Source organism: Pseudoalteromonas sp. BZK2, from assembly GCF_014349195.1.
In the GTDB taxonomy this organism is placed as follows: Bacteria; Pseudomonadota; Gammaproteobacteria; order Enterobacterales; family Alteromonadaceae; genus Pseudoalteromonas; species Pseudoalteromonas simplex.
Window position 1 is genome coordinate 18,447 of record NZ_JACSOG010000042.1, and the last position, 13,119, is coordinate 31,565.

The window sequence follows — 13,119 nt, forward strand, 5'->3', positions numbered from 1 at the left end:
CCAAGACCGTAGGCGGCTTCGGCCTTAATATTTTACCTACGTAGACGGTGTGAATCCCCAGATAGATTTTTCCTAATCTTCTGGCTCTCGCCGTAAAAAGCATCTCCATCTTAGATGGGGAAGAGTAGAACAGGGAAGCCAATTTCGGCAACCCATTAAACCAGGAGTAACACCCATGGCTTTAAATCTTCAAGGCAAAAAAGCAATTGTTGCTGAAGTCAACGAAGCAGCCACTGGTGCTCTTTCTGCAGTTGTTGCAGATTCTCGTGGTGTAACAGTTGGTGCTATCACTGCCCTTCGTAAAGAAGCTCGTGAAGCTGGTGTATGGATGAAAGTTGTTCGTAACACTTTAGCTAAACGTGCTGTTGAAGGTACAGATTTTGAGTGCCTTTCTGACTCACTTGTAGGTCCAAGCTTAATCGCTTTCTCTTCAGAGCACCCAGGTGCTGCTGCGCGTATCTTCAAAGATTTCGCGAAGAAGAACGAGAAATTCGAAGTTAAGACGGCTGCATTTGAAGGTAACGTAGTAGACGCAGCTATGCTAGCAACTCTACCTACTTACGACGAAGCTGTTGCACGCTTAATGAGCGCTATGAAAGAAGCGTCTGCAGGTAAATTGTGTAAAACAATTGAAGCAGTACGTGTACAGAAAGAAGAGCAAGCTGCTTAATTTTAAGCTGTTTTTTTGTTCACTTTCGGTGTAATATTTTTTTTGGGCTATATTTAGTCCGTAATAATTAGGAAATTTGTAATGTCTGTAACTAAAGACCAAATCCTTGATGCTATTGCTGAAATGTCAGTAATGGACGTTGTTGCTCTAGTTGAAGCAATGGAAGAAAAATTCGGCGTAACTGCAGCTGCTGCTGTTGTTGCTGGTCCTGCTGCTGAAGCAGCTGAAGAAAAGACTGAGTTCGACGTAATCCTTACTGGCGCTGGCGCTAACAAGGTTGCAGCTATCAAAGCTGTACGTGGTGCTACTGGTCTTGGCCTTAAAGAAGCTAAAGCACTTGTTGAAGCTGCTCCTGCACCTATCAAAGAAGGTGTATCTAAAGAAGAAGCTGAAGCACTTGCAAAAGACCTTACTGAAGCTGGTGCTGAAGTTGAGGTTAAGTAATCTAGCTTACGCTAGGTTCGCTGCCTGAGTAATCAGGCAAGGGCTGGTGATTATTTAATCACCGGCCTTTTTGCGCTATAGAGCGATGCAATCCTGTAACGCAAATAAAATCTAATTTTCTCTTTACTTTCAAGTTGTTACCTATTTTGGTGTTGAAAGTGTCAGAGCAAAATAGAACAACAATTTAATGTTGTACATCTTGGCTTAGATGCCAGTTAAGTCTGTTCTTACAAGAACAGGTCGGGTCAAAGATCAGCAAGCTGAGGAACCCCATGGCTTACTCTTATTCTGAAAAGAAACGTATCCGTAAGGATTTTGGTAAACGTCCACAAGTTTTGGATATACCTTTCTTACTGTCGACGCAGTTAGAATCGTTTAAAAAATTCTTAGTCCCTGACGCTGATGGCGATCACGGTTTGGAAGCTGCTTTCCGTTCTGTGTTTCCTATCAAAAGCTACTCGGGAAATTCTGAGCTTCAATACGTAAGTTATCGTATTGGTGAGCCAGTATTCGATGTAAAAGAATGTCAAATTCGCGGTGTGACTTATTCTGCTCCACTTCGCGTAAAATTGCGTCTTGTGGTGATGGACAAAGAAGCACCAGGCACAGTTAAAGACATTAAAGAGCAAGAAGTTTACATGGGCGAAATTCCGCTCATGACTGATACCGGTACCTTTGTTATCAATGGTACAGAGCGTGTTATCGTTTCTCAGCTACACCGTAGCCCTGGTGTATTCTTTGATAACGACCGCGGTAAAACTCACTCGTCAGGTAAAGTACTTTATAACGCGCGTGTAATTCCTTACCGTGGTTCATGGTTAGACTTCGAGTTTGATGCAAAAGATAACCTTTATGTACGTATTGACCGTCGTCGTAAATTACCGGCGTCAATCATCCTACGTGCACTTGAGTACTCAACGGATGAAATCCTAGAGATATTCTTCGATACAACTGCGTTTGAAGTTGCTGACGGTAAAGTTCTTATGGAACTTGTTCCTTCACGCTTACGTGGTGAAACTGCCGCTTTTGATATCAAAGGCGAAGACGGTGAAGTCCTTGTTGAAGCGGGTCGTCGTATTACTGCGCGTCACATCAAGAACATCGAGAAAAAAGGTATTAACCAATTAGAAGTACCGCATGAGTACATCATTGGTCGTGTTGTAGCTAAAAACTATGTTGATGAGTCAACGGGTGAGATCATCGCAAACGCGAATGACGAGCTATCACTTGAGCTAATGGCTGAATTGGTTAAAGCAGGCCACACTAAGATTGATACACTATATATCAACGAAGTGGACAGCGGCGCCTACATGTCAGATACATTACGTATCGACACAACAAGCAACCGTTTAGAAGCATTAGTAGAAATTTATCGCATGATGCGCCCAGGCGAGCCACCGACGAAAGACGCGGCTGAAGCCTTATTTGATAACTTGTTCTTCTCTGACGAGCGTTACGATTTATCAACAGTTGGTCGTATGAAGTTCAATAGCCGTGTAGGTTATGACTCAGATACTGGCCCTGGCACATTATCGAAAGAAGACATCGTAGCTGTTATGAAAGTGCTTATCGCTATTCGTAACGGTGTTGGCGATGTTGATGATATCGACCACTTAGGCAACCGTCGTATCCGTAGTGTTGGCGAAATGGCTGAGAACCAATTCCGCGTTGGTCTAGTACGTGTTGAGCGTGCTGTACGTGAGCGTTTAAGCTTAGGTGACCTTGACGCTGTAATGCCACAAGATCTTATTAACGCTAAGCCTATTTCGGCTGCGGTTAAAGAGTTCTTTGGTTCATCTCAGTTATCACAGTTCATGGACCAAAATAACCCGCTTTCAGAAGTAACGCACAAGCGTCGTATTTCTGCATTAGGCCCGGGTGGTTTAACACGTGAACGCGCTGGCTTCGAGGTTCGAGACGTTCACGTAACTCACTATGGTCGTGTATGTCCAATCGAAACGCCTGAGGGTCCAAACATCGGTCTAATTAACTCATTGTCTACGTACGCACGTACTAATGACTATGGTTTCTTAGAAACACCTTACCGTAAAGTGGTAAACGGTGTAGTTACTGATGAAGTAGATTACTTATCAGCCATTGAAGAAGGTCAGTTTGTTATCGCTCAGGCGAACTCAAACTTGAACGAAAACAATGAGTTTGTTGATGAACTAATTCCATGTCGTCACAAAGGTGAATCAACCTTTATGGGCAAAATGGACCAACAATATATGGACGTATCACCACAACAGGTGATCTCTGTAGCGGCAGCACTTATCCCGTTCCTAGAACACGATGATGCTAACCGTGCATTGATGGGTTCAAACATGCAACGTCAAGCCGTACCAACACTTATCGCGGACAAACCGCTGGTAGGTACAGGTATCGAGCTGACACTAGCGAAAGATTCTGGTGTAACTATCGTTGCTAAGCGTGGTGGTGAAGTAATGTATGCGGATGCAAGCCGCATCGTTGTAAATGTACATGAAGATGAGCGTATTCCAGGTGAAGCGGGCATCGATATTTACAACCTTACTAAATACACTCGCTCAAACCAAAATACATGTATTAACCAAAAACCAACTTGTATGGTTGGTGAGCCGGTAACACGTGGTGACGTATTAGCAGATGGTCCTTCGACTGACTTAGGTGACTTAGCACTTGGTCAAAACCTTCGCGTGGCATTCATGCCATGGAACGGTTATAACTTCGAGGATTCAATCCTACTATCTGAGCGTGTAGTTCAAGAAGATCGTCTAACGACTATCCACATTCAAGAACTACAATGTATCGCACGTGATACTAAATTAGGTCCTGAAGAGATCACAGCAGATATCCCTAACGTAGGTGAGTCTGCACTAGGCAAGCTTGATGAATCAGGCGTTGTTTATATCGGTGCTGAAGTTAAAGGCGGCGATATCCTAGTAGGTAAAGTGACTCCGAAAGGCGAAACGCAATTAACACCAGAAGAAAAGCTACTACGTGCTATCTTCGGTGAGAAAGCGTCAGACGTTAAAGACAGCTCTTTACGCGTACCAAACTCTGTAACTGGTACTGTAATCGACGTACAAGTTTTCACCCGTGACGGTGTTGAAAAAGATAAGCGTGCGTTAGAAGTTGAAGACATGCAGCTTCGCGAAGCGAAGAAAGACTTCAACGAAGAGTTCCGTATCTTAGAAGCAGGTGTATTAGACCGTGCTCGTAAGTTACTTGTTGACGCAGGTCTGAACGCAGATTCAATTGCATCACTAAATGCTGAAAAGCTGCTTACTCAAAGCCTTGCTGAAGAAGACAAGCAAGCTGAACTTGAGCAACTAGCTGCCCAGTACGATGAGCTTAAAGCTGAATACGATAAGAAGTTTGAAAACAAACGTCGTAAGATCACTCAAGGTGATGACTTAGCACCAGGCGTACTTAAGATTGTTAAAGTATACCTAGCTGTTAAACGTCGTATCCAACCAGGTGATAAGATGGCGGGTCGTCACGGTAACAAAGGTGTTATCTCGACTATCGTACCAGTAGAAGATATGCCATACGATGACAAAGGTCGTACGGTAGACATCGTTCTGAACCCGCTAGGTGTACCATCACGTATGAACATCGGTCAGATCCTAGAAACACACATGGGTCTTGCTGCACGTGGTGTGGGTGAGCGTTTAGAAGAAATGATGAAAGAGCAGCGTGAACTGCACGAAATCCGTAGCTTCGTTAAGAAAGTTTACGAATTAGGTGATTGTCGTCAGAAAGTTGATATCGACTCGTTCTCTGATGATGAAGTTCGTCGCTTAGCTGATAACTTGAAAGGTGGTTTACCGATCGCAACTCCAGCCTTTGATGGTGCTCGTGAAAGCGAAATCAAAGACTTACTAGAGCTTGGTGGTTATCCAAGAAGCGGTCAAGTTACACTTTATGATGGCCGTACTGGCGATCAGTTCGAACGTCAAGTAACTGTTGGTTACATGTACATGCTGAAACTTAACCACTTGGTTGATGACAAGATGCACGCACGTTCAACTGGTTCTTACAGCCTTGTTACTCAGCAGCCGCTGGGTGGTAAAGCTCAGTTCGGTGGCCAGCGTTTCGGTGAGATGGAGGTGTGGGCACTAGAAGCTTACGGTGCTGCATATACTCTACAAGAAATGCTAACAGTGAAATCGGATGACGTGAACGGTCGTACTAAGATGTATAAGAACATCGTAGATGGTAACCATAAGATGGAACCAGGTATGCCAGAATCGTTCAACGTATTGTTGAAAGAAATCCGCTCACTGGGTATCAACATCGAGTTGGAAGAAAATTAAGCCATTTAGGTGCGGCGTAAGCCGCACCTGTTAGGCCGAATAGAATGTAGGGGCGATTGGTTCGCCCTCAAGATTAACCTCCGACAGGAGAGCTAAGGTGAAAGACTTACTTAAGTTTCTGAAGCAACAAAATAAGACCGAAGAATTCGATGCAATTCGCATTGGTCTTGCTTCGCCAGATATGGTTCGTTCATGGTCATACGGTGAAGTAAAGAAACCTGAGACAATCAACTACCGTACTTTCAAGCCTGAGCGCGACGGCTTATTCTGTGCCCGTATTTTCGGCCCAGTGAAAGATTATGAGTGTTTATGTGGTAAATATAAGCGCCTTAAGCACCGTGGTGTTATTTGTGAAAAGTGTGGCGTTGAAGTAACGCTAACTAAAGTGCGTCGTGACCGTATGGGTCACATTGAGCTTGCGAGCCCAGTTGCGCACATTTGGTTCTTAAAATCATTACCGTCACGTATTGGCTTAATGCTAGACATGACACTTCGTGACATCGAGCGCGTACTTTACTTCGAATCATTCGTAGTAACTGAGCCTGGTATGACAACGCTTGAGCGTGGTCAGCTTTTAGGTGAAGAAGAGTACCTAGATGCACTTGAAGAGCACGGTGATGAGTTTGAAGCGAAGATGGGTGCAGAAGCAGTATTAGACTTGCTTCGTGAACTTGATCTTGGCCAATTAATTGCTGAAATGCGTGAAGAGTTACCAACAATTAACTCTGAAACTAAGCGTAAGAAGATCACTAAACGTCTTAAATTAATGGAATCTTTCCACCAATCAGGTAACAACCCTGAGTGGATGATCATGACAGTACTTCCAGTACTTCCGCCTGATCTACGTCCATTAGTACCACTAGACGGTGGTCGTTTTGCGACTTCTGATCTGAATGACCTTTACCGTCGTGTTATTAACCGTAATAACCGTCTTAAGCGTTTATTAGATCTAGCAGCACCAGACATTATCGTACGCAACGAAAAACGTATGTTACAAGAAGCGGTAGATGCGCTACTTGATAACGGTCGTCGCGGTCGTGCGATCACAGGTTCTAACAAACGTCCTCTTAAATCGCTTGCTGATATGATCAAAGGTAAGCAAGGTCGTTTCCGTCAGAACTTACTTGGTAAACGTGTAGATTACTCTGGCCGTTCTGTAATCACAGTAGGTCCTACGCTTAAACTACACCAGTGTGGTCTTCCTAAGAAGATGGCACTTGAGCTATTCAAACCATTTATCTACGGCAAACTAGAGCGTCGCGGCATGGCTACGACTATCAAAGCAGCTAAGAAGATGGTTGAGCGTGAAGTGGCAGAAGTATGGGATGTATTAGATGAAGTAATTCGTGAACATCCAGTATTACTTAACCGTGCACCAACACTTCACCGTTTGGGTATCCAAGCGTTCGAACCTGTGCTTATCGAAGGTAAAGCGATCCATTTACACCCATTAGTTTGTGCGGCGTACAACGCTGACTTCGATGGTGACCAAATGGCGGTACACGTACCGTTAACGCTTGAAGCACAGTTAGAAGCACGTGCTCTAATGATGTCTACAAACAACATCCTATCTCCAGCGAATGGTGAGCCAATCATCGTTCCTTCACAGGACGTTGTATTAGGTCTTTACTACATGACTCGTGATCGTATCAATGCGAAAGGCGAAGGTACTGTATTTAAAGATCCTAAAGAAGCTGAAAAAGCATACCGCAGTGGTAATGCTGAGCTACATGCGCGCGTAAAAGTACGTATTAGCGAAACAGTTGACAATGAAGAAGGTGAAGCAGTTGAGCAAGTATCTATTGTTGAAACAACAGTAGGTCGTGCAATTCTTTCACTAATCCTACCTAAAGGCATGCCGTTTGAGTTAATCAACCAAGCCCTAGGTAAGAAACAAATTTCTGGCTTATTAAACGAGTGTTACCGTCGTCTAGGTCTTAAAGATACCGTTATCTTTGCTGACCAAGTAATGTACACAGGTTTCCACTACGCAATGAAGTCAGGTGTTTCAATCGGTATCGATGACTTAGTTATCCCACCGGTTAAAGCAGAAATCATTGAATCAGCGGAAGCTGAAGTAACTGAAATCAACCAACAATTCCAATCAGGTCTTGTAACGGCTGGTGAAAAGTACAACAAAGTTATCGATATCTGGTCACGTGTAAATGAAAACTTATCACGTGAGATGATGGCGAACTTATCAAAAGACACTGTAATCAACGCGAAAGGCGAAGAAGAAGAGCAATCTTCATTTAACTCAGTGTTTATGATGGCAGACTCAGGTGCACGTGGTAGCGCCGCTCAGATCCGTCAGTTAGCGGGTATGCGTGGTCTAATGGCACGTCCAGATGGTTCAATCATCGAGACACCAATCACGGCGAACTTCCGTGAAGGTCTAAACGTACTACAGTACTTCATCTCAACGCACGGTGCGCGTAAAGGTCTTGCCGATACAGCACTTAAAACAGCAAACTCGGGTTACTTAACGCGTCGTCTAGTAGACGTTGCACAAGACTTAGTAATCAACGAAGACGACTGTGGCACAGAAGATGGCTTAACAATGAAACCGCTTATCGAAGGTGGTGACGTTGTAGAAGCACTTCGTGAACGTGTACTAGGTCGTGTTGTTGCTGAAGATGTATTAATTCCAAATACTAACGAAGTACTTGTTGAGCGTAACGTTATGCTTGACGAAAAACTGTGTGACCTTTTAGAAGAGCACTCAGTGGATGAAGTACGCGTTCGTTCAGTAATCACTTGTGATAATGACTTTGGTGTATGTGCTAAGTGTTACGGTCGTGACCTTGCGCGTGGCCACATCATCAACCCAGGTGAGTCAGTAGGTGTTATCGCGGCACAATCAATCGGTGAGCCGGGTACACAGCTTACGATGCGTACCTTCCACATCGGTGGTGCGGCATCTCGAGCGTCTGCTGAAAACAGTGTACAAGTTAAAACTAACGGTACATTGAAGTTACACAATGCGAAGTACGTATTAAACACAGACGGTAAGATTGTTATCACGTCTCGTTCAACAGAGATCACTATCATCGATAGCTTTGGTCGTGAGAAAGAGCGTTATAAAGTACCTTACGGTGCGGTGTTAGCAGTACAAGATAATGCAGAAGTTCAAGGTAACGACATCGTTGCTACTTGGGACCCGCATAGTCACCCAATCGTTCTTGAGCACAAGTCAAAAATCTCATTCAGCGACATTGATGACTCAAATACCGAAGCACAAACAGACGAGTTAACTGGTTTAACACGTGTGGTTGTTAAAGACTTAGGTAAAGCGAATGCGAAAGAACCTAAACTAATCATCGAAAGTGATGAGCGTGGTCTGCAAGAAACACGTCTTCCTTCATTCACAACGATTGAAGTAACAGACGGTGCAACTGCAAACCCAGGTGACGTACTAGCACGTATTCCGCAAGAAGGTTCGAAGACTCGTGATATCACGGGTGGTCTACCTCGCGTAGCTGACTTATTCGAAGCACGTAAGCCGAAAGATCCTGCAATCCTTGCAGAAATCACAGGTACAATCAGCTTCGGTAAAGAAACTAAAGGTAAGAAGCGTCTTGTAATCACTCCTGCTGAGGGTGACGCATACGAAGAGATGATCCCTAAATGGCGTCAGCTTAACGTGTTCGAAGGTGAGCAAGTGTCTAAAGGTGAGGTTATCGCCGATGGTCCTGAGTCACCACATGACATCTTACGCCTACGTGGTGTAACTCATGTAGCTAACTACATCGTTAACGAAGTGCAAGAGGTTTACCGCTTGCAAGGCGTTAAGATCAATGACAAGCACATTGAGACAATTATTCGTCAGATGCTACGTAAATGTATCATCCTTGACGGCGGTGACACTGAGTTCTTAGCCGGTGAACAAGTTGAAGTAGCACGCGTTAATATTTCTAACCGTGAACTTGAGAAACAAGGCAAGATCCCAGCGAAGTTTGAAATCCAGTTAATGGGTATCACTAAAGCGTCACTTGCAACAGAATCTTTCATTTCTGCAGCATCGTTCCAGGAGACAACTCGTGTCCTAACTGAAGCCGCTGTAAATGGTAAGAGCGATGAGCTTCGTGGTCTGAAAGAAAACGTAATCGTGGGTCGTCTGATCCCAGCTGGTACAGGCTTTGCGTATCACCAAGACCGTTTAAACCGTCGCAAGCAAGGTGAAATCGTTGAAGAGCAAACAGTAAGCGCTGAAGAGGCAACTCAAGCACTTACTGACGCACTAAACGCAGATATCTCTGGAAACCAATAATCTCAGCTTAATCAATAGATTAAGAAATCGTAAGGCAGTTATCTTCTGCCTTACGATGAGTTAAGGTTGACAGGTTAAACTTTGCTCATTAAAATTCCGCCACCCATTTGCCTGCACGTTTTGTAACGAGCATGTAAACAGGGCGGATTTTTTTATTTTTTCAGTAGTAATTTTAATTTCAGGAGCTATTTAAATGGCAACTATTAACCAGCTAGTGCGTAAGCCACGTCGTAGCAAAGTTACTAAAAGTAACTCAGCTGCACTTAAAGCTTGTCCGCAAAAGCGTGGTGTATGTACTCGTGTATATACAACTACACCTAAGAAACCAAACTCTGCATTACGTAAAGTAGCGCGTGTTCGTTTAACTAACGGTTTCGAAGTAACATCTTACATTGGTGGTGAAGGCCACAACTTACAAGAGCACAGTGTAATCCTAATCCGTGGTGGTCGTGTTAAAGACTTACCAGGTGTGCGTTTCCACACTGTACGTGGTGCACTTGACTGTGCAGGCGTTAGCGACCGTCGTCAAGCTCGTTCTAAATACGGTGCTAAACGCCCTAAGGGCTAATGGTTCTCCGTTAGTAAGGCCAAGCACTAAATTTTTAAATTAATTGTTTTGGGTATTGACTCTAAAAGAGCAAACCTGAAGATACCGGAGATACAAAATGCCTAGAAGACGCGTAATAGGTCAACGTAAAATTCTTCCAGATCCTAAGTTCGGATCGGAACTTCTTGCTAAATTCGTTAACGTAGTAATGTTAGACGGCAAGAAATCTACTGCTGAAAAAATCGTTTATGGTGCGTTAGACGTGGCTGCTGAGAAATCAGGCAAGTCGCACCTTGAAATCTTTGAAGCTGCACTTGAAAACGTTCGCCCACAGGTAGAGGTTAAATCTCGCCGTGTTGGTGGTTCAACGTACCAAGTACCAGTTGAAGTACGTCCAGTACGTCGCAACGCATTAGGTATGCGTTGGTTAGTAGACGCTGCACGTAAGCGTGGCGAAAAATCTATGGGCTTACGTTTAGCTCAAGAAATCGTTGACGCTGCTGACAACAAAGGCACTGCGGTTAAGAAACGTGAAGACGTTCACCGTATGGCTGAAGCGAATAAAGCATTCGCTCATTACCGTTGGTAATCTGCCCTTAACCTTTAAGAGGATCATATGGCACGTACAACTCCACTTGAGCGCTATCGCAATATCGGTATTTGCGCTCACGTAGATGCAGGTAAAACCACCACAACAGAACGTGTTCTGTTCTACACGGGTCTTTCTCATAAGATCGGTGAAGTACATGATGGTGCTGCAACTATGGATTGGATGGAGCAGGAACAAGAGCGTGGTATCACAATCACTTCTGCTGCAACAACGTGTTTCTGGAAAGGGATGGACGCTCAATTTGACGACCATCGCATCAATATCATTGATACGCCAGGACACGTAGATTTCACTATCGAAGTAGAGCGTTCTTTACGCGTACTCGATGGTGCGGTAGTTGTTCTTTGTGCTTCATCTGGTGTACAGCCGCAAACTGAGACAGTTTGGCGTCAGGCGAACAAATACGAAGTTCCTCGCATGATCTTCGTAAACAAAATGGATCGCACTGGCGCTGACTTCTTAACAGTTGTGGACCAGGTGAAATCTCGTCTTGGAGCAACGCCTGTTCCAATTCAGCTACCAATTGGTGCTGAAGACGACTTTAAAGGTGTTATTGACCTTATTAAGATGAAAGCCATTAACTGGAATGCCGAAGATCAAGGCATGACTTTCTCTTATGAGGCCATTCCGGCAGAGCTTCTGGAGCTTGCAGAAGAATGGCGTTCTCACATGGTTGAGAGCGCTGCTGAAGCATCAGAAGAACTAATGGACAAATATCTAGAAGGTGAAGACCTGACCGAAGCTGAAATTAAAGCAGCTTTACGTCAGCGCACATTAGCAAACGAAATTGTTCCAATGACGTGTGGTAGTGCATTTAAGAATAAGGGTGTTCAAGCTGTGCTTGATGCTGTTATCGAATATATGCCTGCGCCAACACAAGTGAAACAAATCCAAGGTATCGTTGAAGATGGTACTGAGGAAGAACGTCCTGCTGATGACAACGCACCGTTTGCCGCACTTGCTTTTAAGATTGCGACAGACCCGTTCGTTGGCACCTTGACCTTCTTCCGTGTTTACTCTGGTACTGTTAAACAGGGTGATGCGGTATACAATCCAGTTAAAAGTAAGCGTGAGCGACTTGGTCGTATCGTTCAGATGCATTCAAACTCACGTGAAGAGATCAAAGTAGTCTACGCAGGCGACATCGCAGCGGCTATTGGTCTTAAAGACGTAACAACAGGTGAGACACTGTGTGATCCGAACTCAATCATTACGCTTGAGCGTATGGAGTTCCCAGAGCCAGTTATCTCTGTTGCGGTTGAGCCTCGCACAGTCGCTGACCAAGATAAGATGGGTATCGCGTTAGGTAAACTAGCGGCAGAAGATCCATCTTTCAGAGTACAAACTGACGAAGAATCAGGCCAGACTATTATTTCTGGCATGGGTGAACTTCACCTTGATATCATTGTCGACCGTATGAAACGTGAATTCAGTGTTGAATGTAACGTTGGTAAGCCGCAGGTAGCATACCGTGAAGCTATCCGTTCAGCTGTTGAAGTTGAAGGGAAGTTCGTACGTCAATCAGGTGGTCGTGGTCAATATGGTCACGTCTGGCTTAAACTTGAACCGATGGATATTTCGGAAGATGATGCGCCAACTTACGAATTCGTTAACGAAATCGTTGGTGGCTCAGTTCCTAAAGAATACATCCCTGCGGTAGACAAAGGCATCCAAGAGCAAATGGCTCAAGGTGTGCTTGCTGGCTACCCATTACTTGGCGTTAAAGCGACTCTATATGATGGTTCATTCCATGATGTAGACTCGAATGAAATGGCATTTAAGATTGCAGGTTCAATGGCGATGAAGAAAGGTGCGCTTGAAGCAAACCCAGCTCTTCTAGAACCAGTAATGAAGGTTGAAGTTATCACTCCTGAAGAAAACATGGGTGATGTAGTTGGTGACTTAAACCGTCGCCGCGGCATGATCGAAGGCATGGAAGAAGCATTCGGTGGTCTTAAGCAAATTAATGCGCAAGTACCACTTTCTGAAATGTTTGGTTATGCAACTGATCTGCGATCTGCAACACAAGGCCGTGCATCTTACTCTATGGAGTTTTTGAAGTATGCAGAAGCCGCTAAAAACGTTGCAGATGCAATAATTGCAGCTCGCGCTGTTATATGATTTAGCTTGTCTGGCCCAATAGTGGGTCAGGCGTTAATTTCTTTATAGGAATTTTTTAAGATGGCAAAAGAAAAGTTTGAACGCGTAAAACCGCACGTAAACGTTGGTACAATCGGCCACGTTGACCACGGTAAAACAACTCTAACAGCAGCAATCACT

Annotated in this window: 8 protein-coding genes; all 8 read left to right on the forward strand. The window is 44.3% G+C overall.

Annotated features, from left to right (window positions below):
* Positions 1–175: 175 nt before the first annotated feature.
* Positions 176–670: a 50S ribosomal protein L10 gene (gene rplJ / locus BIZ38_RS19000; protein ID WP_054554829.1), complete on the forward strand. Its 495-nt coding sequence runs from the start codon at positions 176–178 to the stop codon at positions 668–670.
* Between the two features lie 81 nt (positions 671–751).
* A complete protein-coding gene (rplL, locus tag BIZ38_RS19005; protein ID WP_054554830.1) occupies positions 752–1,114 on the forward strand; it encodes a 50S ribosomal protein L7/L12 in 363 nt (120 codons plus the stop codon).
* A gap of 272 nt (positions 1,115–1,386) precedes the next feature.
* A complete protein-coding gene (gene rpoB / locus BIZ38_RS19010; RefSeq protein ID WP_054554831.1) occupies positions 1,387–5,412 on the forward strand; it encodes a DNA-directed RNA polymerase subunit beta in 4,026 nt (1,341 codons plus the stop codon).
* A 97-nt stretch (positions 5,413–5,509) separates the two neighbouring features.
* Positions 5,510–9,682 carry a DNA-directed RNA polymerase subunit beta' gene (gene rpoC / locus BIZ38_RS19015; protein ID WP_054554832.1) on the forward strand — a complete coding sequence of 1,391 codons (4,173 nt, stop codon included), beginning with the start codon at positions 5,510–5,512 and terminating at the stop codon, positions 9,680–9,682.
* 193 nt (positions 9,683–9,875) lie between these two features.
* Positions 9,876–10,250 carry a 30S ribosomal protein S12 gene (gene rpsL, locus BIZ38_RS19020; protein ID WP_002958885.1) on the forward strand — a complete coding sequence of 125 codons (375 nt, stop codon included), beginning with the start codon at positions 9,876–9,878 and terminating at the stop codon, positions 10,248–10,250.
* Positions 10,251–10,347: 97 nt separating this feature from the next.
* On the forward strand, positions 10,348–10,818 hold the full coding sequence (gene rpsG / locus BIZ38_RS19025; protein WP_054554834.1) for a 30S ribosomal protein S7: 471 nt from the start codon (positions 10,348–10,350) through the stop codon (positions 10,816–10,818).
* A gap of 27 nt (positions 10,819–10,845) precedes the next feature.
* Positions 10,846–12,960, forward strand: coding sequence for an elongation factor G (fusA, locus tag BIZ38_RS19030; RefSeq protein ID WP_054554835.1), 2,115 nt, complete (start codon positions 10,846–10,848; stop codon positions 12,958–12,960).
* Between the two features lie 60 nt (positions 12,961–13,020).
* On the forward strand, positions 13,021–13,119 hold a 99-nt coding region (locus tag BIZ38_RS19035), incomplete at its 3' end, for a GTP-binding protein (RefSeq protein ID WP_238322767.1).

What these genes read in the sequence shown, in the direction of transcription:
- rplJ (WP_054554829.1), top strand. Translation starts at nt 176, where the DNA reads ATGGCTTTAAATCTTCAAGGCAAAAAAGCAATTGTTGCTGAAGTCAAC.
- rplL (WP_054554830.1), top strand. Translation starts at nt 752, where the DNA reads ATGTCTGTAACTAAAGACCAAATCCTTGATGCTATTGCTGAAATGTCA.
- rpoB (WP_054554831.1), top strand. Translation starts at nt 1,387, where the DNA reads ATGGCTTACTCTTATTCTGAAAAGAAACGTATCCGTAAGGATTTTGGT.
- rpsL (WP_002958885.1), top strand. Translation starts at nt 9,876, where the DNA reads ATGGCAACTATTAACCAGCTAGTGCGTAAGCCACGTCGTAGCAAAGTT.
- rpsG (WP_054554834.1), top strand. Translation starts at nt 10,348, where the DNA reads ATGCCTAGAAGACGCGTAATAGGTCAACGTAAAATTCTTCCAGATCCT.
- fusA (WP_054554835.1), top strand. Translation starts at nt 10,846, where the DNA reads ATGGCACGTACAACTCCACTTGAGCGCTATCGCAATATCGGTATTTGC.